Origin of the sequence: Corynebacterium pollutisoli (assembly GCF_900177745.1) — a bacterium.
GTDB classification, from domain to species: Bacteria; Actinomycetota; Actinomycetes; order Mycobacteriales; family Mycobacteriaceae; genus Corynebacterium; species Corynebacterium pollutisoli.
Window position 1 is genome coordinate 1 of the sequence record NZ_FXAR01000003.1, and the last position, 23,819, is coordinate 23,819.

28 protein-coding genes are annotated in these 23,819 nt (G+C 69.2%); 19 read left to right on the forward strand and 9 right to left on the reverse strand.

What is annotated here, in order from left to right; translation table 11 throughout:
• The first annotated feature begins 335 nt into the window (after positions 1 to 335).
• From B9Y70_RS04975 to B9Y70_RS05010, 8 genes are read left to right on the forward strand one after another with little or no spacing between them, the layout of a single operon-like run.
• Complete coding sequence (locus tag B9Y70_RS04975) at positions 336 to 632, forward strand: hypothetical protein (RefSeq protein ID WP_240309141.1); 297 nt, start codon at positions 336 to 338, stop codon at positions 630 to 632.
• Positions 622 to 924, forward strand: a complete 303-nt coding sequence (locus B9Y70_RS04980; protein WP_085549167.1) for a monovalent cation/H(+) antiporter subunit G — start codon at positions 622 to 624, stop codon at positions 922 to 924. The genes B9Y70_RS04975 and B9Y70_RS04980 overlap by 11 nt, the downstream gene beginning before the upstream one ends.
• Complete coding sequence (locus B9Y70_RS04985) at positions 921 to 1,844, forward strand: hydrogenase subunit MbhD domain-containing protein (protein ID WP_085549168.1); 924 nt, start codon at positions 921 to 923, stop codon at positions 1,842 to 1,844. Before B9Y70_RS04980 ends, B9Y70_RS04985 begins: the two co-directional genes overlap by 4 nt.
• Positions 1,841 to 2,110, forward strand: coding sequence for an NADH-quinone oxidoreductase subunit K (locus B9Y70_RS04990; protein ID WP_240309142.1), 270 nt, complete (start codon positions 1,841 to 1,843; stop codon positions 2,108 to 2,110). The genes B9Y70_RS04985 and B9Y70_RS04990 overlap by 4 nt, the downstream gene beginning before the upstream one ends.
• Complete coding sequence (locus tag B9Y70_RS04995; RefSeq protein WP_085549169.1) at positions 2,107 to 3,540, forward strand: complex I subunit 5 family protein; 1,434 nt, start codon at positions 2,107 to 2,109, stop codon at positions 3,538 to 3,540. Before B9Y70_RS04990 ends, B9Y70_RS04995 begins: the two co-directional genes overlap by 4 nt.
• On the forward strand, positions 3,534 to 5,030 hold the full coding sequence (locus tag B9Y70_RS05000) for a complex I subunit 5 family protein (RefSeq protein WP_338025217.1): 1,497 nt from the start codon (positions 3,534 to 3,536) through the stop codon (positions 5,028 to 5,030). Before B9Y70_RS04995 ends, B9Y70_RS05000 begins: the two co-directional genes overlap by 7 nt.
• Positions 5,027 to 6,523, forward strand: a complete 1,497-nt coding sequence (locus B9Y70_RS05005; protein WP_085549170.1) for a complex I subunit 5 family protein — start codon at positions 5,027 to 5,029, stop codon at positions 6,521 to 6,523. The genes B9Y70_RS05000 and B9Y70_RS05005 overlap by 4 nt, the downstream gene beginning before the upstream one ends.
• On the forward strand, positions 6,520 to 7,002 hold the full coding sequence (locus tag B9Y70_RS05010; RefSeq protein ID WP_240309143.1) for a Na+/H+ antiporter subunit E: 483 nt from the start codon (positions 6,520 to 6,522) through the stop codon (positions 7,000 to 7,002). The genes B9Y70_RS05005 and B9Y70_RS05010 overlap by 4 nt, the downstream gene beginning before the upstream one ends.
• Here the strand turns inward: B9Y70_RS05010 and B9Y70_RS05015 are convergent.
• A complete protein-coding gene (locus B9Y70_RS05015) occupies positions 6,962 to 7,966 on the reverse strand; it encodes a pseudouridine synthase (RefSeq protein ID WP_143337528.1) in 1,005 nt (334 codons plus the stop codon). The two genes, B9Y70_RS05010 and B9Y70_RS05015, sit on opposite strands and share 41 nt — an antisense overlap.
• On the opposite strand from B9Y70_RS05015, the gene B9Y70_RS12855 reads away from it, so the two are divergent.
• The 4 genes from B9Y70_RS12855 (at position 7,965) to B9Y70_RS05030 (ending at position 10,408) form a co-directional block, all read left to right on the forward strand.
• Positions 7,965 to 8,111, forward strand: a complete 147-nt coding sequence (locus B9Y70_RS12855) for a hypothetical protein (RefSeq protein ID WP_162841653.1) — start codon at positions 7,965 to 7,967, stop codon at positions 8,109 to 8,111. The genes B9Y70_RS05015 and B9Y70_RS12855 overlap by 2 nt on opposite strands.
• A 139-nt stretch (positions 8,112 to 8,250) precedes the next feature.
• Complete coding sequence (locus B9Y70_RS05020; RefSeq protein WP_085549173.1) at positions 8,251 to 9,147, forward strand: universal stress protein; 897 nt, start codon at positions 8,251 to 8,253, stop codon at positions 9,145 to 9,147.
• Positions 9,148 to 9,354: 207 nt separating this feature from the next.
• Positions 9,355 to 9,624: a GlsB/YeaQ/YmgE family stress response membrane protein gene (locus B9Y70_RS05025; protein ID WP_085549174.1), complete on the forward strand. Its 270-nt coding sequence runs from the start codon at positions 9,355 to 9,357 to the stop codon at positions 9,622 to 9,624.
• A gap of 151 nt (positions 9,625 to 9,775) precedes the next feature.
• The gene (locus B9Y70_RS05030) at positions 9,776 to 10,408 is read left to right on the forward strand and encodes a TetR/AcrR family transcriptional regulator (RefSeq protein ID WP_143337529.1); all 633 of its coding nucleotides are present in this window, start codon (positions 9,776 to 9,778) and stop codon (positions 10,406 to 10,408) included.
• Here the strand turns inward: B9Y70_RS05030 and yidC are convergent.
• Positions 10,335 to 11,591: a membrane protein insertase YidC gene (gene yidC, locus B9Y70_RS05035; RefSeq protein WP_159449783.1), complete on the reverse strand. Its 1,257-nt coding sequence runs from the start codon at positions 11,589 to 11,591 to the stop codon at positions 10,335 to 10,337. The genes B9Y70_RS05030 and yidC overlap by 74 nt on opposite strands.
• A gap of 97 nt (positions 11,592 to 11,688) precedes the next feature.
• Between yidC and B9Y70_RS05040 the strand changes: the two genes are divergently transcribed.
• Both B9Y70_RS05040 and B9Y70_RS12860 read left to right on the forward strand, forming a co-directional pair.
• Positions 11,689 to 12,516 (forward strand): class E sortase, encoded by an 828-nt coding sequence (locus B9Y70_RS05040; protein WP_085549176.1) that lies wholly within the window; start codon positions 11,689 to 11,691, stop codon positions 12,514 to 12,516.
• Positions 12,517 to 12,669, forward strand: coding sequence for a hypothetical protein (locus tag B9Y70_RS12860; RefSeq protein ID WP_143337530.1), 153 nt, complete (start codon positions 12,517 to 12,519; stop codon positions 12,667 to 12,669). It begins immediately after the preceding gene.
• Here B9Y70_RS12860 and B9Y70_RS13025 read toward each other — a convergent pair whose 3' ends face one another.
• Positions 12,670 to 13,254 carry a DUF2020 domain-containing protein gene (locus B9Y70_RS13025; protein WP_085549177.1) on the reverse strand — a complete coding sequence of 195 codons (585 nt, stop codon included), beginning with the start codon at positions 13,252 to 13,254 and terminating at the stop codon, positions 12,670 to 12,672. It abuts the gene before it with no gap.
• Between B9Y70_RS13025 and B9Y70_RS05050 the strand changes: the two genes are divergently transcribed.
• Together B9Y70_RS05050 and B9Y70_RS05055 are read left to right on the forward strand one after the other, a co-directional pair.
• Entirely contained in the window at positions 13,253 to 14,536 is a 1,284-nt protein-coding gene (locus B9Y70_RS05050; RefSeq protein ID WP_085549178.1) for a sensor histidine kinase, read from the forward strand. The genes B9Y70_RS13025 and B9Y70_RS05050 overlap by 2 nt on opposite strands.
• A 7-nt stretch (positions 14,537 to 14,543) precedes the next feature.
• Positions 14,544 to 15,182: a LuxR C-terminal-related transcriptional regulator gene (locus tag B9Y70_RS05055; protein ID WP_085549179.1), complete on the forward strand. Its 639-nt coding sequence runs from the start codon at positions 14,544 to 14,546 to the stop codon at positions 15,180 to 15,182.
• On the opposite strand, the gene B9Y70_RS05060 is transcribed toward B9Y70_RS05055, so the two are convergent.
• A complete protein-coding gene (locus tag B9Y70_RS05060; RefSeq protein ID WP_085549180.1) occupies positions 15,179 to 15,532 on the reverse strand; it encodes a histone-like nucleoid-structuring protein Lsr2 in 354 nt (117 codons plus the stop codon). The genes B9Y70_RS05055 and B9Y70_RS05060 overlap by 4 nt on opposite strands.
• A gap of 151 nt (positions 15,533 to 15,683) precedes the next feature.
• Positions 15,684 to 16,319 (reverse strand): DUF6474 family protein, encoded by a 636-nt coding sequence (locus B9Y70_RS05065; RefSeq protein WP_085549181.1) that lies wholly within the window; start codon positions 16,317 to 16,319, stop codon positions 15,684 to 15,686.
• A gap of 56 nt (positions 16,320 to 16,375) precedes the next feature.
• Here B9Y70_RS05065 and B9Y70_RS05070 point away from each other — a divergent pair, with 56 nt between their 5' ends.
• A complete protein-coding gene (locus tag B9Y70_RS05070) occupies positions 16,376 to 17,908 on the forward strand; it encodes a TM0106 family RecB-like putative nuclease (protein ID WP_085549182.1) in 1,533 nt (510 codons plus the stop codon).
• Here B9Y70_RS05070 and B9Y70_RS05075 read toward each other — a convergent pair.
• Together B9Y70_RS05075 and B9Y70_RS05080 are read right to left on the reverse strand one after the other, a co-directional pair.
• On the reverse strand, positions 17,905 to 19,440 hold the full coding sequence (locus tag B9Y70_RS05075) for a cupredoxin domain-containing protein (protein WP_085549183.1): 1,536 nt from the start codon (positions 19,438 to 19,440) through the stop codon (positions 17,905 to 17,907). The two genes, B9Y70_RS05070 and B9Y70_RS05075, sit on opposite strands and share 4 nt — an antisense overlap.
• Positions 19,441 to 19,486: 46 nt before the next feature.
• A complete protein-coding gene (locus B9Y70_RS05080; RefSeq protein ID WP_240309144.1) occupies positions 19,487 to 20,680 on the reverse strand; it encodes an MFS transporter in 1,194 nt (397 codons plus the stop codon).
• A 70-nt stretch (positions 20,681 to 20,750) separates the two neighbouring features.
• Between B9Y70_RS05080 and B9Y70_RS05085 the strand changes: the two genes are divergently transcribed.
• The gene (locus B9Y70_RS05085) at positions 20,751 to 21,635 is read left to right on the forward strand and encodes a LysR family transcriptional regulator (RefSeq protein ID WP_085549184.1); all 885 of its coding nucleotides are present in this window, start codon (positions 20,751 to 20,753) and stop codon (positions 21,633 to 21,635) included.
• 57 nt (positions 21,636 to 21,692) lie between these two features.
• On the opposite strand, the gene B9Y70_RS05090 is transcribed toward B9Y70_RS05085, so the two are convergent.
• Positions 21,693 to 22,292 carry a superoxide dismutase gene (locus tag B9Y70_RS05090; RefSeq protein ID WP_085549185.1) on the reverse strand — a complete coding sequence of 200 codons (600 nt, stop codon included), beginning with the start codon at positions 22,290 to 22,292 and terminating at the stop codon, positions 21,693 to 21,695.
• Positions 22,293 to 22,462: 170 nt separating this feature from the next.
• On the opposite strand from B9Y70_RS05090, the gene msrA reads away from it, so the two are divergent.
• On the forward strand, positions 22,463 to 23,134 hold the full coding sequence (msrA, locus tag B9Y70_RS05095) for a peptide-methionine (S)-S-oxide reductase MsrA (RefSeq protein WP_085549186.1): 672 nt from the start codon (positions 22,463 to 22,465) through the stop codon (positions 23,132 to 23,134).
• On the opposite strand, the gene B9Y70_RS05100 is transcribed toward msrA, so the two are convergent.
• Positions 23,131 to 23,796: an HAD family hydrolase gene (locus B9Y70_RS05100; RefSeq protein ID WP_085549187.1), complete on the reverse strand. Its 666-nt coding sequence runs from the start codon at positions 23,794 to 23,796 to the stop codon at positions 23,131 to 23,133. The two genes, msrA and B9Y70_RS05100, sit on opposite strands and share 4 nt — an antisense overlap.
• Positions 23,797 to 23,819 lie beyond the last annotated feature (23 nt).

The window sequence follows — 23,819 nt, forward strand, 5'->3', positions numbered from 1 at the left end:
GGAAGCTAAGCCTGCCCGCGCTGATGGTACTGCACTCGGGAGGGTGTGGGAGAGTAAGTTACCGCCGACACTAAAAACAACAACAACTCAATAACCCGAAGGGAGGGGCTCCGCTACACAGCGAAGCCCCTCCCTTCATCCGTGATTCCGCGGCCCGAAATTTTCACATCAGTGCGCAGCTGCGCACTCTTTTCCCGCGCTGACCGCAGGTGTCAGCCGGTTGGGACAGTACATGCCGGCGTCAACTTACAAGGTCGAGGTTTTCTGTATAGTTGTGGTGTTGACGTGCGCGGATGCGCAGACGATCCCGATCGACCAGGTGGAGGAGGCCGAGCGTGGACCTATTCCTCAACGGAGTGTTCACGTTCCTGCTCCTCAATTTCGTCGTCGCGCTCGTCGTGATCCTGCGTCGCGCACAGCGGGGTTCGTGGCTCCTCGTTCTTCTCCTGTCCGGTACGACGGGTGCCGCCCTGGCTGCCGTCGCCGCGGCAACCACTCCCGTGTCGTCCCGCCAGGGAGATCTCCCTCTGACGTTCACGGCACTTGCCGCAATCAGCGCGTTGGTCGCGGTGGCGGCGTACCGTACCCGCCTTCGTCGAGAAGCAGCCGGGGAGGCGGGCCATGATCACTGATGCGCTCGGAGCCCTGAGCATCACCATTGGCGTCGTGTTCTTCACCGCTGGCACGATCGGTCTCATCCGTTTCCCGGATGTGCGCAGTCAGCTGCATGCCCTGACCAAGGCGGACAATCTCGGTCTCGGCCTGGTGCTGCTCGGCGTCGGGATACTCTCCGGGAACCTGCTGGTTGCCGTGGTTCTGTTGCTCGTGTGGGTGGTGGCGCTCGGCTCGGCGTCGGTGTCCGCACAGTCTCTGGCGGAGCTCGACGCCGTGGAGGAGCACAGGGGCGAGGGGGCCGCCGCATGACCGTGACAGTCGTGGACGGGGTGCTCGGGCTGGCGACGCTCGCCTCCCTGGCGCTCATCGTGTTCGTCAGTGACCGGCGCGTCCAGGTGGGTTCCTTCCTGAGCTTCGGGGTCATCATCAGCCTGGTGTGGCTGCGGCTCGGGGCCCTCGATGTCGCTTTCGCGGAGGCGGCCCTGGGGACGGGCATGCTCAGCGCGGTTCTCGTCTGGCTGGCGGTCCGTCACCCTGTCGCCCCCGCCCATTCCCGGGACCCGGACGGGCCGGCCGCCCCGCACTGGCTCAAGGCGGGCGTCGGTGTGCTCAGCGGCGCGGTGCTCACCGTCATCCTCGGATCCCTGGTCCTGCAGGCCCGCCACCTGGAACCCGCCTGGACCACTGATGTTCCGCGGTCCATGCCGGAGGGCGTGAGCCACGGGATCACCGGGGTGCTCCTGGCGTTCCGCGCCTACGACACCCTGCTCGAGAGCGCGGTGCTGTTGTTCGCCGGTGTCATCGCTCTCGTGCTCAGCGACAACCGTATCCCCGCCGGCCCGCGGGCCGAGCTTCCCCCCGTCGCCGTGTGGTTCGTGCGGATGGCGGCTCCGGTGCTGCTGCTCCTCGGGCTGTGGCTGCTGTTCGCGGGCAGTTCAGACTCCGGGGGCGCGTTCCAGTCCGGCTCGGTCCTGGCGGCGCTGCTCATCCTGCTGCAGATGGCGGGCGTCGACATGCGGCGCACGCATCGCCTGCTGCGCCCCGCGCTCATCGTCGGGGTCGTCGTGTTCATCGTCGCAGCGGCCCTCGGGCCGGTGCTCGGGGATGCCTGGCTCACGTGGCCGGAGACGGGCGCGTTCGCGGTGATCCTGCTCGTGGAGATCGCCCTGACCATCGGTATCACCGCCGGCCTCTACCTGCTCTACCTGACGCTCGAGGTGGCCCCGTGACGCTCATCCAGTTCTACCTCGGGCTCGCCGTACTGCTCATCGTCGTGGGCATGGTGCGCATGTTCCTCGTCCGTGACCGCGTCGCACGACTGGTGGCCATGAATGTCGTCGGGGCCGGCACGCTGCTCATTCTCATCGCCCTGGCGGCCCGTACCGATTCCGTGGATCCGGTGCTCACCGCGCTGGTCATCACCGGGCTCGTCATCACGGTGGCGTTCACGGCGGTCGGGGCGCTGCTCATCTCCCGGATCGAGGAGGAGCCGTGACCCTCGCGCAGTTCTGCCTCGGCGGGCTCGTCCTCGTTCCCCTCCTCGCGGCCGCGCTCGCCGTGTACCCGCGGCTCGGACGCGCCGTCGGGCTCGGCGTGGCGGTCATCGTCCCGGTGCTCCTCGCGCCCGTGCTCATCGACGCCACCCGCGCCCCCGTCGAGCTCACCCTAGGCGGGTACGACGTCCCCCTCGGCATCGCTCTCCGCGCTGACGGCCTGTCGGTCCTCTTTCTCCTGCTCACCGCCGTGGTGGGTGGGTTGGTGACATTGGCCGCCCGGAAGGAGCGGGGCTTCTGGCCGCTGTGGTTGGGTTGCTGGGCGGGCCTCAACGCGGTGTTCCTGGCGGGGGATCTGTTCAACACCTATGTCGGGCTCGAGGTCGTCGGCCTCACCGCCGTGGGGCTGGTCGCGCTCGGGGGAGCAGAGGCCCGGGTCGCGGCGCTGCGGTACCTCTTCGTCGCGGTCGTCGGCTCCCTGCTCTTTCTCCTCAGCGTCGGGCTGCTGGTGGCGGTGACGGGCACCCTCGACATCCGGCAGGTGGGGGAGCGTGCGGCGGCACACCCCGAGGTGCTCAGTGTCGCGCTCATCCTCGCCTCCGTCGGCCTGGGCATGAAGCTGGCGTTGGCCCCCATGCACGGCTGGCTCATCCCGGCGCACGCCGCCGCCCCCAGCCCCGTGTCGCCGCTGCTCTCTGCGCTGGTGATCAAGGCGGCCTTCTTCGTGCTGCTGCGCCTGTGGCTGTGGGTGGCCACCCCGGAACTCGTCGCGGAGCTGGCGGTGGTCACGTGGGTGTTGGCCGGGGCGGGTGTCCTGGCCATCGTGGTCGGGTCCGTCATGGCGCTGCGGCAGACGCACATGAAACCGCTCGTCGCGTACTCCACCGTGGCGCAGGTCGGGTACTTCTTCCTCTTCTTCCCCCTCATCCCGGACGCCGATGCCATCCCCGGTGCCCTCGCCGGCACGCTGGGCCTCGCGCTCGGGCACGGCATCGCCAAGGCGGCGCTCTTCCTGGCGGCGGGCTACCTCAAGGAGCTCTACGGCACGGACGAGATCGCCCGGCTCCACGGCGTCGGGCGTGACCACCCCGGGCTCATCCTGGCGATGGGTCTGGCGGCGGTCGGCCTGGCCGGTATGCCGCTGTCCCTGTCGTTCTCCGGGAAGTGGCTGCTGAGCACCGCCGCGGTGAGCAACGGCCACTACTGGCTCCTCGGTGTGGTGGTGTTGGCGACGCTGCTCTCGGCGGCGTACCTGCTCAAGATGATGGGTCCGCTGCTCATCGAGGAGGACACGGACGGGGAGGTCGCCCAGCGCACCTCCCTGCCGGCCGTGGCCCTCGCCCCGCCGTTGGCGCTGGGCACCGTGACGCTGCTCGCCGGTTTCGGCGGCGTGTGGCTCACCGGGCTTCTGGAGGTGGGCGCACCGTGGTAGATCTCGTCCCCACCGCCTGGCTGACCCATGTGCCGCTGCTCATGCTGCTCAGCTCGCTCATCGCGGCGGTCCTCATCTTCCCGCTGCCCGAGCAGGCGCGGCGCGCCAGGTCGACGATCAACCTGGCGGCGGCCGTCGTCAAGCTGGGTCTGGTGTTCCTGCTCTTCCCGGTGGTTCTCGACGAGGGCCTGCGGCCCGAGTTCGCCGTCCCCTTCCTGCCGGGCATCGACCTGGTGCTGCGGGTGGATGAGTTCTCCCTGTTCTTCGCCACGCTGTCAGCGGTGTTGTGGCTGCTCACGACGATCTACGCCATCGGCTACCTGGCGGAGGGGCAGCACCGTTCGCGCTTCTTCGGCTTCTTCAGTCTGTGTGTGACCGCGACTGTGGGCATCTCGTTCTCCGGCAACCTCATCACCTTCCTCGTGTTCTACGAGATGCTCACCCTGGTCACCTATCCGCTGGTGGCGCACTGGGGGACGGCGGCGTCGATTCGTGCGGCCCGCCTCTACCTGCGGTACACGCTCAGCGGCGGGCTGGCGCTGCTCATCGGTGTCGTCTGGCTGACCAGTTATGCGGGGCCCGTCGATTTCGCCCCGGGTGGCGCGATCGGGGTGGCGGAGCTTGTCGACGCCCGCCCCGTGGTCGCGGCCCTCATCTTCGCCCTGCTCATCGGTGGTCTCGGCGTGAAGGCGGCACTGTTCCCGCTCCACGGCTGGTTGCCGACGGCGATGGTCGCCCCCGCCCCGGTCTCCGCGCTGTTGCACGCCGTGGCGGTGGTGAAGGCCGGTGTGTTCGGCATCGTGCGCGTCATCGACGACGTTTACGGTGTCAACGTCGCCGCCGACCTCGGGGTGCTCGAACCACTGCTCATCGTCGCGGTCGTGACCATCCTCTACGGCTCCTACCAGGCGCTGCGGCAGGTGGATCTCAAGGCGCGGCTGGCGTACTCGACGGTCTCGCAGGTCTCCTATGTCACGCTCGGCATCGCACTGGTGTCGGTCGCGGGCGCGACCGGCGGGGTGGTGCATCTGGTACACCAGGGGGTCATGAAGATCACCCTGTTCTTCTGTGCCGGCCTGTACGCGGAGGAGGCGGGGGCGAAGAAGATCACGGAGCTCGACGGCCTGGGCCGCCGCATGCCGGGGACGTCCGCGGCGTTCACGGTGGGCGCTTTCGGCATGATCGGCCTGCCGCCGACGGCCGGGTTCATCTCCAAGTGGCAGCTGGGGCTGGGGGCGCTGGACTCCGCGCACCCGTGGGTGATCGCGGTGCTGCTGGCCTCCTCGGTGCTCAACGCCATGTACTTCCTGCCCGTCGTTTACCGCCTGTGGTTTCGACCGGCCCCCGGGGAGCGGATCCGCGAGCCGCTGCCCCTGCTGGTCCCCGCCTTGTCGACGACCGCCCTCGTCCTCCTCTTCGGCACCGTCGCGTCCGCGCCGTTCATGCCGCTCGACATCGCCGGCCAGGTGGCGGAGAAGGTGTTCCGATGACCCTCGACATTCCCTGGCTGCTCTTCGGCTCCAGCTTCCGCCTCGACGAGGTCTCCGGACCGCTCGTGGCGGTGGCCACGGTGCTCTACGCCGTGGCGCTCGTCGCCTCCCGCGACCGCCCGCTGCGGGCCTTCCTCCTGGTCAGCTACCTGGGCAACATCGGCGTGTACCTCGCGGCGGACATCATCAGCTTCTACCTGGCGTTCGCGGTGATGAGTTTCGCGGCGGTCGGCCTGGTCATCCACACCCGCACGGAGGCGGCCCACCGGGCGACGGGGGTGTATCTCGTCATGACCGTGCTCAGTGAGACCGCGTTGCTCGCCGGCCTGTGGCTCACCGGGGCCGCCGGCGGCACGCTCATCGACGACGCCCCCGCCGCCATCGCCTCCTCCGACCACCGCGGACTCATCGTCGCGCTCCTGCTCGTCGGATTCGGGGTGAAGGCGGGCCTGGTGCCGCTGCACGTGTGGCTGCCACTCGCCCACCCGGCCGCCCCGCCGGCGGCCAGCGCGGTGCTCTCCGGCGTCATGGTCAAGGCGGGCATCGTCGGCTGGCTGCTCTTCCTGCCCACGGGTGTCGACGACCTGGCCCGGGTCCTGCTCGTCCTCAGTCTCATCGGGGCGTTCGGGGCCCCGCTCATCGGCGTGCTGCAGACCGACCCGAAGGTCATCCTCGCGTACTCGACGATCTCCCAGCTCGGCTTCCTCGGGGCCGTCATCGCCGCCGGACTGCTGGTGCCGGAGGCCTCCGTCACCGCGGCGGTGGTGGTGTACGCGGTGCACCACGGACTGGCGAAGGCGGCGCTCTTCCTCGGGGTCCCGGTGTGGCAGGCCGCCGCGCCGGGCGCGCGTCGTCGGCTGGCGGCGGCGGGACTCGGCTGGGCGGGCCTGGCTCTGGTCGGTTTCCCGTTCACCTCCGGGGCGCTGGCGAAGTACGACGCGAAGTACGCCGTCGAGGACCACTGGGTGGCGCTCGTCCTGCCGCTGGTGGCCACCGGTTCGGCGCTGCTGCTGGTCCGGTTCGCGTGGGCCCTGCGTCGCGTGGAGCCGGAGCCGCGCGGGGTCGACGGCGAACTGATCGGCTGGCTCACCCTCTGCGTGTTCGGACTGGCGCTGCCGCTCGTCCACGCCCATCCCGCCCCGGCACCGGACACCCTGTGGGACATGCTGTGGCCGCTGCTGCTCGCGGCACCCCTGGGCTGGTGGCTGTGGCGGCGTGGGGAGCAGGAGCCGCCGGTGCCGGCGGGCGACCTCGTCGTCGTGGGCGAACGCGCCCTGGCCGCCACCCGGGCCACGGGTGGGGCCGGGTTGGAGCGGGTGCACGGGGTGACGCGCGGCGTCGCGAAGCAGTGGGCCCGCACGTGGCGCGGCGCGGGTGGCCTCACCGAACGCAGTGTCGAGGGGCTCGAGTCCCGGGTCCGGGTGTGGACGTTGTCGGGCCTGGTCACGCTGGTGCTGCTCGGCACCCTGCTGGCGCTGGGGTGGTGGATGTGATCCGCGCCCTCTTCCTCGCCCTGCTGTGGGTGCTGCTCGCCGGGTGGGACGCCGACTACCTGGCGTACGGCGTGGTCAGCGTCGCCGCGGCCACCGCACTGAGCCACCTCCTCGTGCCGCGTTCCCGGCTGCGTCTGCACGTGGTGGGCACCGCCCGGCTCGTGGCGTGGTTCCTGCAGCAGACCGGCATCGGCGGCGGGGACGTGGCGCGCCGGGCCGTTACGCGCACGCCCGACATCGAACCGGCGGTCGTCGAGACGCAGGTGTGGCTGCCGGAGGGACCCGCCCGGCAGACGGCGATGCTGCTGATGAACCTCATGCCCGGCTCCATGGTGCAGCGCGAACTCGCCGCTGACCGGGTGGAACTGCACACCCTCAGCCCGACGCTGGCACCTGCCCAGCAGTTCGATGAGCTGCAGCACCGGGTTGCGGCGGCGTTCAGCCTGCCTGGCCGGGCAACAGACGCCGCGCAGCGGTGAAGCGGCGCTGCTCACCGCTGAGCGGATCGACGAAGGACAGGCCCGTGGACACCAGGTGCAGGGGGCGGGAGTGGTCCTCCTCGTCCTCGGCGTGGATGCGCGGGTAGAAGTTGTCGCCGAGGATCGGCACGCCGTGCTCCCACATGTGCAGCCGCAGCTGGTGGGTGCGGCCGGTCTCCGGGGCCAGGACGTAGTGCGCCAACGGCGGCTGCGGGCCGTGGACGGCCTCGAGGGTGGCCTGCTCCGCGGCGGTGAGCGGGATGACGTCGACAAGCGCCGTCACGGCGTTGGGCTCGCCGTCGACGATGTGTCCCTGGATCTCCCCGGCGACCTTGAGCATCCGGGAGCGCCACACCGTGCCTGGGCGCAGGGCCGGGTCGAAGGGGGCGATCGCCTCGTAGGTCTTGTGCACCTCGCGGGCGGCGAAGAGCTGCTGGTAGGCACCCCGGACCTCGCGGCGCAGCGTGCACAGCAGCAGGCCCGAGGTGAGGCGGTCCAGCCGGTGGGCGGGCGTGAGTTCCGGCAGGTCGAGGGCACGGCGGAGGCGGACGGTGAGCGTCTCCGTGATGTGCCGGCCGCGCGGCATGGTGGCCAGGAAGGGCGGTTTGTAGGCGACGAGGATGTCGTCGTCGCGGTGGAGCACGTCGATCTCGTAGGGAACGCGCGCCTCCGGGGCGGGCATGCGGTAGAAGAAGACGTCCTGACCGGGGGCGACCACATCGTCGAAGGCGAAGGGCACGCCGCGGCGGTCGACGACGAGGCCGGCGTCGAAACGCTGTCGGAGCGCGGCGGCATCGTCGAGTGGATGGCGGTGGCGCTGGGTGGCGATGAGATGCCCCACCCACTCGCCGGCGCTCAGCGGTGCGGCGTCCTCGGGGAGGCGGGCGCGGGTCGCGGTGAGGCCGTCGCGGACCGGCAGCGGCGACCGTTGCCCGCGTGGGGGCTGTACTACTCTGTCAGACATGAACTTCGACGCAATCCTTAACCCGGCCATCGCATTCTCCTCCGAGGGTATCGGAGCGGTGCTGCTCGACTTCGCACAGGTCATCTACACCTTCCTGTTCCCGGCGAACTCCGACGCGGCGCACCCCATCGAGATCCCGGCCTAAGCGCAGGTAAGACCAGGCTATCCTGGCTTGTCCGTCCTTCATCAACTGGTTGTAACATCTCAGTGAAAGCTGTCATCAACGGCTACAATTGTTGGTGATACTCAATATCTCATCCTCACAAAGGAAAGGGCGGAACGAGATGACTCAGGAAGATATCGTCGTCGTAGCAGTCGACGGCTCCGCAGCTTCACACAACGCTGTCCGATGGGCCGCGAACACGGCCAACAAGCGCGGTATCCCGCTGCGACTGGCGTCCTCCTACACGATGCCGCAGTTCCTCTACGCGGAGGGCATGCTCCCGCCGCAGGAGCTGTTCGACGACCTGCAGTCCGAGACCATGGAGAAGATCGACGAGGCCCGCGCCATCGCGCACGAGGTCGCGCCGGAACTGAAGATCGGCCACACCATCGCCGAGGGCTCCCCCATCGACATGCTGCTGGACATGTCCCGTGACGTCACGATGATCGTCATGGGTTCCCGCGGCCTGGGCGGACTGTCCGGCATGGTGATGGGTTCGGTCTCCGCCGCCGTCGTCTCCCACGCCTCCTGCCCCGTCGTGGTCGTCCGCGAGGACAACACGGTCGACGAGACCACCAAGTACGGCCCCGTCGTCGTCGGCGTCGACGGTTCCGATGTCTCCCAGAAGGCCACCGAGATCGCCTTCGCCGAGGCCTACGCCCGCGGCGCCGAGCTCGTCGCCGTCCACACCTGGATGGACATGCAGGTCCAGGCGTCGCTCGCCGGCCTGTCCGCCGCCCAGCAGCAGTGGGAGGAGGTCGAGCGGGAGCAGATCGACATGCTCACCGAGCGCCTCCAGCCGTTGACCGACGCACACCCGGAGGTGCAGGTCCGCAAGGTCATCACCCGTGACCGGCCGGTCCGCGCGCTGGTGGAGAACTCCGAGGGCGCGCAGCTGCTCGTCGTCGGTTCCCACGGTCGTGGTGGCTTCAAGGGCATGCTGCTCGGTTCCACCTCGCGCGCGCTCCTGCAGTCCGCACCGTGCCCGATGATGGTGGTCCGCCCCGAGAACGTCTAGGTTCCCGCGCCGCCCGCTTGTCGACGTCCCCCTGTGGTTCCCACGGGGGGACGTTGCGTTTCTGTGGGTTTCGGGGCGGTTAAGTTCTGTGTACTTATCTGCAACGATCCGATTACGTTGTGTTCTCAGGTTGCGCATAACCGCCCGGTTCGTGGCACACTAGGTATGTTCAATAGCGCATGAATCACAGAATTTAAGGAGAACACAATGCTCGGTATGGGAATCATCGGTTGGATCATCATCGGCGGCCTGGCCGGTTGGATCGCCTCCAAGATCAAGGGCACTGACGCCCAGCAGGGTCTGCTGCTCAACATCGTCGTCGGTGTCGTCGGCGGTCTGCTCGGTGGCTGGCTGCTCAGCCTCTTCGGTGTCGACGTTGAGGGTGGCGGTCTGATCTTCAGCTTCCTCACCTGTCTGCTGGGTGCGGTTATCCTGCTGACCATCGTCAACATGGTGACCGGCCGCAGCCGCAAGTAGCGGTCCCCGCTGCCTGACCCGCCCCTCGGGGCGGGTTTTTTCATGCCCGTCCCCGGACCGGACTGTCACAAGACGTACCGGTTTGTCTATATTGTGTAGGAGAGCCAGTATCGAGCATCCCGCACAACCCCAGAAAGGACCGGGTACGTCCGTGGCCGCAGGCACAGCGAAGAAGAAGACGACGAGCAGCCGCCGTCGCAACCGCCCGAGCCCCCGTCAACGACTCCTGGATTCGGCGACCAACCTCTTCACCACCGAGGGCATCCGCGTCATCGGCATCGACCGGATCCTGCGCGAGGCGGACGTGGCCAAGGCCTCCCTGTACTCGCTGTTCGGATCCAAGGACGCCCTCGTCATCGCCTACCTGGAGACGCTCGACGAGCAGTACCGCCAGGCGTGGGAGCAGCGGACGAGGGACATGACGGACGCGGAGGACAAGATCCTCGCCTTCTTCGACATGGCCATCGCCGAGGAACCGGGCAAGGATTTCCGCGGCTCGCACTTCCAGAACGCCGCCAACGAGTACCCGCGCCCGGAGGCGGAGTCGGAGCACGGCATCGTCGCCGCCGCCCACGAGCACCGCCGCTGGATGCACCAGACGATGACGGATCTGCTCACCGCGAAGAACGGTTACCCCTCGGCGACGCAGGCCAACCAGCTGCTCATCTTCCTCGACGGCGGCCTGGCGGGCGCGCGTTTCGCCCGGGAGGTCACTCCGCTGCAGACGGCCCGCGATCTGGCTCGTCAGATGCTGTCGGCTCCGCCGGCGGATTACTCGATCTAGTCTTCTTCTTCTCCTGCCGCCTGGCCTGCCAGGCGGCGATCCGGCGGACCGTCGGCCGCTTCTCCCACTCGGCGATCTTCTCCTGGGTGCGCTCCCGCTGGATCTCGGAGCGCACCTTCTGCTTCTCCTTGGCCAGCGCCTTCGCCTCGGCCTTCTGCTCCTCGAGTTCCGCCCGGCGGGCGGCCTTCTCCTCGTTGAGCTCGCGCCGGATCGCGGGGATCTTCCACGGCATCACCGCGCCCGCTGCTTTACGACGCCGCGTATCCCACTTCACCTGCCGTTTCTCCCGGTCGGCGCTCTTGGCGATGTCGCGTCGTTCGCGGGAGAACTCCTCGAAGTCCTCGCTCAGCGGGATCCTGCGGTGGACGAGCGGGTAGATGATGAGGGTCTGGACGAGGGTCCACAGGTTGTTGGCGAACCAGTAGAGGATGATCGCCACCGGCAGGGGGCCGGTGAGCGCCAGGGTGATGAGCAGCACCGGGATGAACAGCGTCATGCCGATGAGGAACTTGTTCATGCCGCGGGCCAGGCCGGAGTCCCAGTCGAGGGTCTGCATGTTGCGCCAGATGGAGGCGATCATGTTGCCCGTGGTGAACACCACGGCCGCGATGAGGAACGGCAGAACGAAGTCCCGGACCTCCCCGCTGGTGGTGCCCAGGCGGGCGAGGATGTCCTCCGGCATGGCGATGTACGCCGGCAGCGGAACACCGTTGACGGTGGCGTCGAGGAAGGCGTTGATCTCGTCCGCGTTGAGGAAACCGATGCGGGTCTCCGGGGTGACCTCCAGGCCGTCCCCGGGGCGGGCCATGCGCAGCAGCACCTGGTAGAGGCCCAGGAACACGGGGATCTGGATGAGTGCGGGCACGCAGCCCGCGGAGATCCTGTGCCCGTACTCCTCCCTGAGTTCCTTCTGTTTCCGCTCGAACTCGAGGATGGACTCCCGGTCCGTCTTCGTCGCGTACTCCTCCTTCAGCGCCGCCAGGGCGGGGCGCATGGCCACGCCGATGCGGGCCGTCTTGGCCTGGGCCCAGAAGAAGGGGATGAGGAAGGTGCGCACCGTGAGGACGAGGCAGAACATCGACACCAGCCAGGCCGTCGAATCGTCGATCCCGAACACCGAGTGGAGCAGCAGGTGCCACAGTTTGAGGATGCCGGAGACGGGATAGATGAACGGTTCGAGCACGGTGGAGACACACCTGACCTTTGACGGGACATGCAATTGGGACGCTAGACTGCAGTGAGCCTCAGTCGATCGTAGCGTTTCCAGGAGTGAATCCCGCATGAGTCACCGTTCCGGAGGGCAGCAGGCCCCGTCCCGGCAGGGATTCAGCGTGACGCAGTTCCTGGGTGAGCTGCTGCTCACCGCGGGCGTCATCATCCTGCTCTTCGCCTTCTACGAGTCCTACTGGACGAACATCGCCTCCGGCCGTCTCCAGGACGAGAAGGCCTCCGCCCTGCAGGACCGGTGGGGTGAATCCGAGGAATCCGGGGAGCGCGTCAACCCGCGCCAGAAGATCACCCCGGAGCTCGGCGAGGCCTTCGCCCGCATGTACATCCCCGCCTTCGGCTCGGACTTCCAGTTCGCCATCGTCGAGGGCACCGACGACGCGGACCTCATCGCCGGGCCGGGGCGCTACGTCGAGACGCAGATGCCCGGCGAAGCCGGCAACTTCGCCGTCGCCGGCCACCGTGTGGGGAAGGGCGCACCGTTCAACGACCTGGGCAACCTGCAGGTGTGTGACGCGATCGTCGTCGAGACGCAGACGGAGTGGATCACCTACCGGGTGCTGCCGATCGACGTCGCCGGGGACGCGCGTCGCGCCGAGGCCACCGGCTGCCTCACCCCGGAGCAGGTCGACCGGGTCACCCACGGCGAGTACGCGTCGGTGCAGGGCCGCCACATCACGCTGCCGGGTGCCGTCGAGGTGATCAACCCGGTGCCGGGACTGGCCGCCACCCAGGTCAGCCCCGAACTCGAGGGCATGATCACGCTGACGACGTGCCACCCGCAGTTCTCCAACGCGGAGCGCATGATCGTCCACGCCATGGAGGTCGAAGCGACCCCGAAGATCGCTGGCGAACGCCCGGCAGTACTGGAGGAGAGTTAGATGTACGGACCACTGTGGCGGGCCCTGCCGGGCCCCTGGCCGGTGAAGCTGCTCCTCGTGCTCATCCTCATCGCGGCGGTGTTCCTCCTGCTCATGGAGGTTGTGTTCCCCTGGGTGTCCACGCTCATGCCGTACAACGACGTGGCGGTCTAGCTAGAGGCCCAGGGTCGCGATGACCTCCTTGGCCACCAGCTCCGCCTTGAGGGACTGGTCCTGGTTGGTGAACACCACCACGGCCCGGTCGTCTTTCTGCACGGCGTAGAGCGACCCCTCCCGGTCGGGCACCAGCCCCGCGCCGGCGCGGCCGCCCGACCAGCCCTCCGGCTCCTCGGCGGGTTCCGTCGTGTCGATGGGGGCCGCCCAGTCCACGACCCGGATAGCGGCGTCGGTGTCCGGCATGTCCCGCACGATGACGGTCAGGTGCGGCTCCTCCGGGTACGACCAGAACACGCAGGACGGCGTGTCGAAACGCGTATCGACGCCCACCCCCAGCGTCCGCTGCCCGTTCGTGTCCGAGACCCACGCGGTGTCCAGGTACGGGCACTCCTCCCAGCTGTCCCGTCCCCCGGGGACCTCCGGCAGCGCGTCGTGCGGCAGGCCGGAGTCAGTGACCGGCGCCTCCTCTGCGGTGGGGGCGGGAGCCGCGACGTCCTCAGTGGTGTCGTCCGTGGGGGTGCAGCCGACGAGTAAGGCGGTGAGAAGGGCGGCGGGGAGGACGCTCGGTAGGCTCAGACGCATGGAGACCAGCCTAGATCCCCGGCCGGACATCGAGAAGTTCGGGCGCACCCGCGCGCCGGACGAGGACGCACTCATCGACGGCGTCCACATCCTCACGACGATCCTGCTCATCGCCACGCTCGTCTCCTCCGTCAACCTGCCCTTCGGGGAGGCCGCGCTCAACCTGCTCCTCGGGTCCGGTTTCGCGGTGCTCTACTTCTACGGCACCGCACTGCAGCCCGGGTGGCGGGAGGGAACGAGCCTGGCGTGGCTGCTCAGCCTGACGATGCTGTGGGTGCTGGCGATGCTCATGTCGCCGGTGGGCATCTACCTGGTGTTCTCCCTCTTCTTCCTCTATCTCCGCGTCATGGACGATGTACGCGGCGTGGTGGCGGTGGTGGCGGCGACGGCGGCGTCGATCCTCACCCAGGTGCCCGGCGGGCTCACCGTCGGCGGCGTCATGGGTCCGGCGGTCTCCGCGGCGGTGGTCCTGGCGATCCACTACGCTTTCCGCACCCTGGTGCGCATCAACCGGGAACGTGAGGAACTGATCACCCAGCTCATGGACACCCGCCTCCAGCTCGCGGAGACCGAACGCGCCGCCGGTGTCACTGAGGAACGCCAGCGTCTGGCGCACGAGATCCACGACACCGTGGCGCAGGGGTTGTCGAGCATCCAGATGCTGCTGCACTCCGCGGAGCGTGACCTGCAGCGCCTGGGTCTCAGCGAGGAGGAACTGGCGGGGCCGACCCGCTTCATCGACCTGGCACGCACCACCGCCAAGGACAATCTCGGCGAGGCCCGCGCCATGATCGCCGCCCTCCAGCCGGCGTCGCTGTCGGAGACCTCGCTCGAGTCGGCGCTGGAGCGCATGGCGGCCGGGTTCGCCGCGGCCGGGGACCTGCGGATCGAGGTCGGTGTCGAGGGCGCGGAGCGCCAGCTGCCCATGAAGACGGAGGCTGCGCTGCTGCGTATCGCGCAGGGGGCGGTGGGCAACGTCGCGAAGCATGCGGAGGCGAGTCGCTGCCGGGTGACCGTCACCTACGAGGCGGACGAGGTGCGGCTCGACGTGGTGGACAACGGCCGCGGTTTCGACCCGGCGGCGGTCGCGGAACAGCCCGCCGGGCTGGGCCATGTCGGCCTCGACGCCATGCGCCGTCGCGCGGCGGAACAGGGCGGGGCGGTGGAGGTGGAGTCGACTCCCGGGCACGGCACGGCCGTGTCGGTGGCAATCCCCGTTCCTGCCGACGCCGGTGCGGCGGCTACACTCGAACCAGAAACGCCGACCGAGGAAGGGGTCTGATGCTCTCATGATCCGAGTGCTGCTGGCCGATGATCATGAAATCGTCCGGATGGGACTCCGCGCCGTGCTGGAGGAGGCCGAGGACATCGAGGTCGTCGGCGAAGTCGCCACCGCCGATGCCGCCGTCGCCGCGGCTCAGGCCGGGGGCATCGACGTCATGCTCATGGACCTGCGCTTCGGCCCCGGCGTGGAGGGCACGCGCGTGACCACCGGCGCGGAGGCCACCGCCCGCATCAAGGCATCCATGTCGAACCCGCCCCAGGTGCTCGTGGTGACGAACTACGACACCGACGCCGACATCCTCGGCGCCATCGAGGCCGGGGCCGTGGGCTACATGCTCAAGGACGCCCCGCCGGCCGAGCTGCTGGCCGCGGTGCGGTCGGCGGCGGAGGGTGATTCGGCGATGTCGCCGGTCGTCGCCGACCGCCTCATGACGCGCGTGCGTACCCCGCGCACCTCGCTCACCCCGCGTGAGCTGGAGGTGCTCACCCTGGTGGCGGCCGGCTCCTCCAACCGGGAGATCGGCCACGAGCTCATGCTCTCGGAGGCGACGGTGAAGTCCCACCTCGTCCACATCTACGACAAGCTGGGTGTGCGCTCGCGGACCTCCGCCGTGGCGGCCGCCCGCGAGCAGGGTGTTCTCTAGGAGTTGGCCTTGTCGTAGGCCTCGATGACCGACGCGGGGATCTTGCCGCGATCGGAGACGTCGTGGTCGTTGGCGCGGGCCCACTCGCGGATGGCGCGGGAGCGCTCACGCTTGGCCGCGGCGGAGGGGCCGGACTGGCGGGAGCCAGAGGACTTCTGCTGGGTGGGGGCCGGCTGGGCGGCGTCGATCCACGGCTTGAGTGTGGCGCGGAATTCGGCGGCATTGTCCTCGGAGAGGTCAATGACATAGTTGTTGCCATCGACGCTGAAGCGGATGATGTTCACCTCATTGTCCGTGAGGGGGGAATTGTCCAGGTCGTCGAAATACTGGGTAATTTCACGGCGTGCCATATCGTTACTCCTCATTGGGTTAATGGACAATCCTCATGGTACGTGCAAATGGTTCATGAGTGGGGCCAGGGAAAAGAAAAAAGCCGCCGAATTACCTTTGTGGAAAAGAGTAATTCGGCGGTTAATTATTTAATGCCGGTAATGCAATGCACTAAGGGCGGCGGAGTCGCTCCTGAATCTCCTGGGTGACGCCATCGATATCGCGGTTGATGGTGGCGTGAGCGCGCTTGCGCTGCTCCGGAGTCATGAATTCCGCATTGTCGGTGGCGGTGTGGAGTTCGGAGAGACGATCCTCCACGTCCTTGACGAAGCCCACCGGTAGGTGATCCTTGTTGAGGGTGCGGTTGATGCCGTCGATACGCGCCTTGAGCTCGGCACCGTGGCCGGAGAACTGGGCCAGCTGATCGGCGCTGACACCGAGGCGGCGGGCGCGGGTGTCCACGAGCTGCTCGCGACCGGCGGTGATGGCGCGGTAGAGGAGCGGCAGCATCACCGGGAGGGCCACGCGGGCGAGTCCGGCATAACGCTTGAAGGTGCCCGCATTGAGGCGACCCTGCTTGAGCTGCTCCAGGGTGTTCTCGGCCATCTTGCGCTCATGCTTGCGCTTGGCCTTGAGGCCCTTCTTCTCTTCCTTGAGCAGGTTCTTCTCGAACTTGTGCAGCAGCTTCTCCTGCTTCAGCTGCAGCTTCGCCTCCTGCTTGGCGTCGTGCTTTGCGCGCGCCTTGGCGGCCTGGATCTCCGCCTTCGTCCTGGCGCGGCCCTTACGGATGGCCTCGAAAATGCCCATGTGGATCAGCCTCAGTATTCATCGTAAGTCAGTGGTCGGGTTCAACATTACCTGTCATGGTGGGTTATGCTCACGCCATTGTGAATGCCCAGTACGTGAGCGCCGCTGATCTGGTGGGCTGCCGCTACCGGCAGGTCCAGCGGTTCGTGCATCCGGAGGTGCCGCGCACCCGCGCCGCCCGCATGCGACTGGAGCGCGTCGCCGCCGCCCGCGACGCCGTGCACGCGCTGCTCCCCGCCCGCCCCGCCCGCGGCGACCGGCAGCGCTTCGTGCGTGTCGACGTCCCGCCCGTCCCCCACGACACCGATCCCTTCCCGGCAGAGATGGCGACGCTGGAGGCGTTGGCGTCGGAGGCGAACCTCATCACCGGTGCGGTGTTCACCGGGCGTTCCGTCGGGGTGGACTGGCGGGTGGACGTCGACCTGCTCGTGCGGCGTCCGGACGGGACGTATCTGCCGGTGATCATCAGCAACCACCGGGTCGCGCGTGCCGACGACCGCGTCACCACCCCGGTCATCGCCACCGCCCGCCTCGGGTTGGGCGGGCCGGTGCCCGGCCCCTTCCGCCTGCGCCATCACGTCGCCGACGGCTACCGCCTGGCCCTGGCCGCCCGCGCGCTGGCCGACATCGGGGTGGACTCCGGGGTGGGTGGAGCGGTCGGGCAGGACCGTTCCCGTGCCTTCCTCGCCCCGACCGGGCCGCTCCAACCGGCCCTGCAGGCCGCCCTCGAGCAGGAACTGCCGACCTTCCCGCGCCGGGTGAAGGAGTGCGCCTCGTGCCGCTTCTGGCCTTTGTGCGAGAAGGAGCTTGTCGACGCCGACGACATCTCCCTCTACCTGGCGGGTGACCGCGCGCGGAAGTGGCGGGAGGAGGGCATCACGACGGTGTCCGCGCTCATCGAGGCGGACCTCGGCGAGCCCAGCCGTCTGGCCGCCGCCTGGCGCGACGGGGTCGTGCTGCTCAGGAAGGTCGACGAGGTGAGCGCCCCGCGGGCCGACGTGGAGATCGACGTGGACATGGAGGCCTACCTCGACCAGGGCGCCTACCTGTGGGGTGCCTTCGACGGGGAGAGCTACCACTCCTTCGCCACGTGGCTGCCGCTCGGCGGTGAGGCGGAGGCCACCAACTTCGCCCGTTTCTGGCGGTGGCTCATGGGCCGCCGCGCTGCGGCCCACGCCGCGGGGCAGAGCTTCGCGGCGTACTGCTGGTCCAACCACGGGGAGAACCACTGGCTGACCATGAGCGCGCGCCGCTTCGCCGGCGTGGAGGGCGTGCCCACGGAGGAGGAGGTGCGGGAGTTCATCTCCTCCCCGGAGTGGATCGACGTGTTCCGCCTCGTCCGCGCGCAGCTGGTCGGCCCCGGCGGGCTGGGGCTCAAGGTCGTCGCCCCGGAGGCCGGCTACACGTGGGAGGACGGCGACTTCGACGGCGAGGAGTCCGTCAACGCCCGCCGCATCTCCCGGGGGTCCGACGCTGCGGCCCGGGAGGCCCGCCGCCGCCTCCTGCGCTACAACGAGGACGACTGCCGGGCGACCGCCGCGGTGCGGGCCTGGCTGCGGGCGGGGGTACCGGGCGTCGAGAAGCTCTAGACCACGCGGACCGCGAACACCATGCCCTGGGCGTGGTGGCCGGCGATGGTGCAGCGGCCGTCGAGATCCGCGGTGAGCACGCCGAGGTCCAGCTCCACCTTGTCGCCGGGCAGGAGGCGACCGCAGTCGACGCCGGAGTCCATCCGGAGATCGTGGGCGAGCTCGGGGTCGTCGTTACGCAGGCGGACGATGACGCGGTGACCGGACGGCACCTCGATGACCTCGGGTTCGAAGCGGTAGCCGACGGCGCGGACCTCCACCTCCGTGACCTGCTCCGTGCCGGTGCCCGCCACCGTCGAAGACGGGACAGCGGGGCCGGCGAGTCCGCCGAAGGCGCCGAGCAGCAGGGCCAGCACCGCGACGGCCGCGGTGACCTGGTTCCACGCCGGCCGGGGATCGGCGGGGCGCGGCGGGGCCGCGGCCTGCTTCCGCAGCACCGCCACCTGCGCGCGGGAGGCGCGTCGCATGAGCGGCAGGAAGAGCGCCAGCGCGCCGAGGCACAGGACGGAGGCGGCCACCTTGAGCCAGGAGGAGTCGGCGGCCAGCCACACGGCGAGCCCGCCGTTGACGAGGGTGACGCGGAACAGGCCGATGCGTTCCATCTCCCGGGTGCCCGCACGCACCGCCCCCGGGCCGCCGCGCATGGCGGCGGGGAGCTGGTGGCTCATGACGCCGAGCAGCAGCTGGGCGGCGAAACCGACGAGCAACGGGAGGACCGGGCGGTGCCCGAGGCCGAGGGCGACCAGCGAGCCGGTGAGCCACAGCACCGCCGCGAGGACGGAGACGGAGGCGTAGCCGATCCGGTCGCGGGGGTCGGCGAGGACGCGGGCCACCTGACGGCTCCAGCCCACCAGGCCCACGGCCCAGCCGGCGGCGTAGAGCAGCACGCCCGCCGGGTGGACGAGTGCCGCGACGGCGCCCGCGAGGAGCAGGACGAGGACCGGGGTGAAGGGGATGGTGCCGTTGACCCGCCAGATGGCGGGGAAGAGGATGGTCAGCGACGCGGCGGCGGCGATCCCGACGAAACCGAGGAGGGTGGCCACGACATGGGCGGTGCGGAGGGAGTCGGCGTCGTCGAGAAGCACGCCCAGCACGCCGCCCACCGGGAGGAACAGTGCGGAGACGACGTAGCCCGCGACGAGTGGACGGTGACGGTGCCCGGCGGCCGACCACCACAGGCGGCCGAGGGCGAGGGCGTGCCACACGAGGGCCGCGGAGATGACGCCGACGCCCGCGTGGGTGAGTGGCGTGAGGTCCGCGATCTGCCCGGCGACGGTGAGGACGACGCCGAAGTTGAACACCCCGAGCCGCCCCACCAGCGGTTTCCAGGCGGTCTCGCGGCCGAGGAAGCGGCCGCTGAGGGTCTGCGACCACAGGATGATGGAGTTGCCCACGACGCCGAGGGTGAACAGGTGGATGAGCACCCAGCGGTACCCGGGGATGAGGGTGTGGGTGGCTCCGGCGAGGAGAAAGAGCAGCATCCACACGGTCACCGGGCGGCTGGCGATGCGGTGCCAGGGCAGGGAGGTCATGCCCCTGACTTTAACCCCTTATTGACACGGATAAAACCGTGGGAAATCAGGCGGGGGCGTGGCGCTCCGCACGGGCCAGCGCCGCGGCCGTGACGACCACGCCCAGCAGGATCGCCGTCAGGATGAGGATGAACCCGGACCACGACGTCCACGCGAACACCACACCCGTCGCCGCACCCACCAGCGAGGAGCCCGCGTAGTAGGAGAACAGGTACATGCTCGAGGCCTCCGCGCGGTGGCTCGTGGCCGCCAGCCCGATCCAGCTCGACGCGGTCGAGTGCATGGCGAAGAAGGAGGCGGTGAACAGGAACAGGCCGATGAGCGCGCCGGGCAGCCAGGCCGACATGGTGGCCAGCAGGCCGACGAGCATGAGTGCCGCGCCCGCGATGAGCACCCTGCCACGGCCGTACTTGTCGGTCATCGCGCCGGCGCGGGCCGAGCTCCACGTACCGGAGAGGTACATGAAGAACACCACACCGACCAGGGCCGGGGACAGTCCGAAGTGGTCGATCATGCGGAAGCCGAAGAAGTTGTACAGCGACACGAACACGCCCATGCCCACGAACGCGATGATGAACAGGCCCAGCAGGCGGGGGTTGCCCAGGTGGCCGAGCATGGCGGCGATCTCCGAGCGCGGGCCGATCTTCTTCGGTTCGAAACGGCGCTGCTTCGGCAGCAGCACCGTCATGACGACCGCCATGGCCAGGGCGACGGCGGAGCTGGCGATGAGGGAGGTGCGCCAGTCGACGATCTCCAGCAGGCCGGCGGGGATGAGGCGGCCGGTGAGTCCGCCGACCGTGGTGCCCGCCACGTAGATGCCCATGGCGCGGCCCAGGTGGGCGGGGTCGAGTTCCTCGGAGAGCCACGTCATCGCCACCGCCGGCACGCCCGCGATGGCGATGCCCTGCAGGGCGCGCAGCAGGATGAGGGTGGTGGCGTCGGGGGCGAGCGGCAGGACCAGGCCGAGGGCGGTGGCCGTGAGGGCGGAGATGATGAGCAGGCGGCCGCGCCCGAAACGTTCCGAGAGGATGGACATCGGCACGATGCACACCGCGAGCATGCCCGTTGTCGCGGAGACGGTGAGGGCGGCCTCGGTGGGGGTGATGCCGAGGTCGTCGACGAGTGTGGGCAGGAGCGCCTGCGTGGCGTAGAGAGCGTTGAAGGTGGCCAGGCCGGCGGCCAGCATGGCGAGGACGGCGCGTCGGTAGTCGCGGTCGGTACGGGTCAGGCCTGGGCTCATACGCCTATCGTCCACTACCGGGGGTCATGTGTAAAATGTCAGTAACAGTGCTGAATGATACAGTTTGTGCATGAACGATATTTCCGTGGTTGACCTGCGCGGATTCATCGCCGTCGCCGAGTCCGGGCACCTCACCGAGACCGCCCAGGCCCTGGGGATCCCGCAGCCCACCCTCACCCGCCGCATCCGCCGCGTGGAGAGGGCCGTCGGAGCCAGCCTCTTCGACCGCGTCGGCCGCCGCCTGGCGCTCAACTCCCGCGGCCGCGCCTACCTCCCCCACGCCCGCGCCGCGCTGGGTGATCTCGCCGAGGGCGGCGCCAAGGTCGCGCGCCTCATGGACCCCGAACGCGGCACGGTCCGCCTCGACTTCATGCACTCCCTGGGCACGTGGATGGTGCCCGACCTGCTGCGCGACTACCGCGCCCTCCACCCGGGCGTCGATTTCCAGCTCCATCAGGGGGCGGCCCGCGTGCTCATCGAACGCGTGCTTGCCGACGCCGCCGACGTCGCCCTCGTCGGCCCCCGCCCGGCCGAGGCCGGCGACACCCTCGGCTGGCACCAGCTCGAGCTCCAGCGGTTGGCCCTCGCCGTCCCCGAGGGTCACCGCCTCGCCGTCGAGGGCCCCGTCGACCTGCGCGAGGCCGCGGATGAGGCGTTCATCGGCATGCTCCCCGGCTACGGCACCCGCATGCTGCTCGACCGCATCGCCGGCGGACTGGGCTTCACCCCGCAGCTCGTCTTCGAGTCGATGGAGCTGACCACCGTCGCCGGCCTCGTCTCCGCCGGCCTCGGGGTGGCGCTGCTGCCCCTCGACGACCCCTACCTCGCCCCGCAGGGGCTCGTCCTCCGCCCCCTCGACCCGCCCCAGCACCGCGAACTCGGCCTCGTGTGGCGGGCCGGGGCGCAGGAGGCGCCGCCGGTGGATCAGTTCCGCCGCTTCGTCATGGGGGTGTGACACGGCAGACGCCGCCGACCCCGAGGGGGTGCGGCGGCGTCGGGAAGCAGTCGGTGACTACTTGGCGTCGGCGTAACGTGCGGCGACGTCCTCCCAGTTGAAGACGTTCCAGACGGCCTTGACGTAGTCGGCCTTGACGTTCTTGTACTGCAGGTAGAAGGCGTGCTCCCACATGTCCAGCATGAGCAGCGGGGTGAAGTTCACGGAGATGTTGCCCTGCTGGTCGGTCAGCTGCTGGATGATGAGGCGCTCGGCGATGTGGTCGAAGCCGAGGACGGCCCAGCCGGAGCCCTGGATGCCCATGGCGACACCGGTGAAGTGGGCCTGGAACTTCTCGAAGGAACCGAAGTCGCGGTTGATGGCCTCAGCCAGCTCGCCGGTCGGCTCGCCGCCGCCGTTGGGGGACAGGTTCTTCCAGAAGATGGTGTGGTTGGTGTGGCCACCCAGGTTGAACGCCAGGTTCTTGGACAGGGCGCGGATCTTGTCCGGGTTGGCCTCGCCGTTGCGCTCCTCCTCGAGGGCGTCGAGAGCGGCGTTGGCGCCGGCGACGTAGGTGGCGTGGTGCTTGGAGTGGTGCAGCTCCATGATCTCGGCGGAGATGTGCGGCTCGAGAGCGTCGTATGCGTAGTCGAGCTCCGGAAGGGTGTACACGGCCATGGTGGTCCTCATTTCTGTTGCTAACGGGTTGCGCCATCGACTGTACCGTCGAAAAGCGCGATGCCACCATGATAGGCGAAAATGCGAATTCGGCAACAACAATGTTGCCTAATTGGCGGCGGGGGCGCATCGTGGGAGGGGCCTGCCTCCCGGCAGGTATCCTGGGTCACATGTCCTGGATGTTTGTACGAACCCCCGAACTGGTGCCCGCCGACCAGGCCCTCCCCGGCCGCGACACCCCCATCCTGCCGACCCCCCGGCCGCACATGGTGCTGGGCACCCCGCTGACCGGCCCGTGGCGGGATGGGCAGCGCTCGCTCATCGTGGGCATCGGCTGCTTCTGGGGCGTGGAGAAGATGTACTGGGAGACCGAGGGGGTGGAGGGCACCTCCGCCGGGTACGCCGGCGGCGTCACCCCGAACCCCACCTACCGCGAGGTGTGCTCGGGGAAGACCAACCACACCGAGGTCGTCGAGGTCGTCTACGACCCGGAGAAGGTCTCCCTGGACACACTCGTCGCCATGGCTCTGGAGAACCATGACCCCACGCAGGGCATGCGGCAGGGCAACGACGTGGGCACCCAGTACCGCTCCGCGCTCTACACCACCGGCCCCGATGCGGCGGCGGAGGCGGAGCGGGTGCAGGCCATCGTCGACAAGTATGCCGCGGACCTGCAGGAACAGGGCTTCGGTGAGGTGACCACGGAGGTGCTGCCGCTCGCGGACACCCCGGCCGGCGAGTACTACCTCGCGGAGGACGAGCACCAGCAGTACCTGCACAAGGTGCCCCACGGCTACTGCCCGCACCACTCCACCGGCGTGGCCTGCCGCCTGCCGGACTAGGGCCAGCGCAGCTCGTCCAGGCTGCTTATCGACGCCCCGTCCGTCCCCGTCCGGTCGAGGTGGACGGCGTGCATGCCGGCCCGCCGCGCCCCCTCGACGTCGTTGGCCAGTGAATCGCCGATCATCACCGCCCGGTCGGCGCTCACGCCGAGTTTGGCCAGCGCCGCGCGGTAGGACTCCGGCTGCGGCTTCGGGGCGCCGAGTTCCACGGTGGCGCACATGACCATCTCGTCGAGCCACAGGCCGGTGCGCTCGAGCTTGGCGCGCTGCATCTTCTCGGCGCCGTTGGTGAGGATGCCCACCTTCAGCCCCCGTCCCAGCGCCTCCTGCAGGGAGGGCAGGGCGTCGGGGTAGGCCTGCCAGTTGGAGCGGTAGACGGCGAGGTAGTCCTCGTACATGGCCAGGGCCTCCTCGTCGCTGAGCCCGGGGCGGCCGATGAACTCGCGGCAGCGTTCCACCCGCTGCCCCAGGTGGGTGACCTCGCCGTTCTCGAAGGCGGTGAACCACTTCCGCTCGATGACCGCCCACCGCTCCCACTGGTCCCCGGTGAGCCCCAGGGTGGCACTCCAGGCGTTGACGCCGAGCCGGGCGGCGTGGTCGTGGTCGACGAGGGTGCCGTCGAGGTCGTAGAGGACGGCCTCCAGAGGGGCGGGGAGTTGCATGGATCACACCTTATGTGAAGACA

Excerpts from the sequence above, each read along its gene's own strand:
- B9Y70_RS05050 (WP_085549178.1), top strand. The coding sequence starts at position 13,253 with ATGGAGACCAGCCTAGATCCCCGGCCGGACATCGAGAAGTTCGGGCGC.
- B9Y70_RS04985 (WP_085549168.1), top strand. The coding sequence starts at position 921 with ATGACCGTGACAGTCGTGGACGGGGTGCTCGGGCTGGCGACGCTCGCC.
- B9Y70_RS05075 (WP_085549183.1), bottom strand. The coding sequence starts at position 19,440 with ATGACCTCCCTGCCCTGGCACCGCATCGCCAGCCGCCCGGTGACCGTG.
- B9Y70_RS05040 (WP_085549176.1), top strand. The coding sequence starts at position 11,689 with ATGAGTCACCGTTCCGGAGGGCAGCAGGCCCCGTCCCGGCAGGGATTC.
- B9Y70_RS05080 (WP_240309144.1), bottom strand. The coding sequence starts at position 20,680 with ATGAGCCCAGGCCTGACCCGTACCGACCGCGACTACCGACGCGCCGTC.
- B9Y70_RS12855 (WP_162841653.1), top strand. The coding sequence starts at position 7,965 with ATGAACTTCGACGCAATCCTTAACCCGGCCATCGCATTCTCCTCCGAG.
- B9Y70_RS12860 (WP_143337530.1), top strand. The coding sequence starts at position 12,517 with ATGTACGGACCACTGTGGCGGGCCCTGCCGGGCCCCTGGCCGGTGAAG.
- B9Y70_RS13025 (WP_085549177.1), bottom strand. The coding sequence starts at position 13,254 with ATGCGTCTGAGCCTACCGAGCGTCCTCCCCGCCGCCCTTCTCACCGCC.
- B9Y70_RS05090 (WP_085549185.1), bottom strand. The coding sequence starts at position 22,292 with ATGGCCGTGTACACCCTTCCGGAGCTCGACTACGCATACGACGCTCTC.
- B9Y70_RS05015 (WP_143337528.1), bottom strand. The coding sequence starts at position 7,966 with ATGTCTGACAGAGTAGTACAGCCCCCACGCGGGCAACGGTCGCCGCTG.
- B9Y70_RS05020 (WP_085549173.1), top strand. The coding sequence starts at position 8,251 with ATGACTCAGGAAGATATCGTCGTCGTAGCAGTCGACGGCTCCGCAGCT.
- msrA (WP_085549186.1), top strand. The coding sequence starts at position 22,463 with ATGTCCTGGATGTTTGTACGAACCCCCGAACTGGTGCCCGCCGACCAG.
- B9Y70_RS04980 (WP_085549167.1), top strand. The coding sequence starts at position 622 with ATGATCACTGATGCGCTCGGAGCCCTGAGCATCACCATTGGCGTCGTG.
- B9Y70_RS05005 (WP_085549170.1), top strand. The coding sequence starts at position 5,027 with ATGACCCTCGACATTCCCTGGCTGCTCTTCGGCTCCAGCTTCCGCCTC.
- B9Y70_RS05070 (WP_085549182.1), top strand. The coding sequence starts at position 16,376 with ATGGTGGGTTATGCTCACGCCATTGTGAATGCCCAGTACGTGAGCGCC.
- B9Y70_RS05100 (WP_085549187.1), bottom strand. The coding sequence starts at position 23,796 with ATGCAACTCCCCGCCCCTCTGGAGGCCGTCCTCTACGACCTCGACGGC.
- B9Y70_RS05060 (WP_085549180.1), bottom strand. The coding sequence starts at position 15,532 with ATGGCACGCCGTGAAATTACCCAGTATTTCGACGACCTGGACAATTCC.
- B9Y70_RS05065 (WP_085549181.1), bottom strand. The coding sequence starts at position 16,319 with ATGGGCATTTTCGAGGCCATCCGTAAGGGCCGCGCCAGGACGAAGGCG.
- B9Y70_RS05085 (WP_085549184.1), top strand. The coding sequence starts at position 20,751 with ATGAACGATATTTCCGTGGTTGACCTGCGCGGATTCATCGCCGTCGCC.
- B9Y70_RS05025 (WP_085549174.1), top strand. The coding sequence starts at position 9,355 with ATGCTCGGTATGGGAATCATCGGTTGGATCATCATCGGCGGCCTGGCC.
- B9Y70_RS05055 (WP_085549179.1), top strand. The coding sequence starts at position 14,544 with ATGATCCGAGTGCTGCTGGCCGATGATCATGAAATCGTCCGGATGGGA.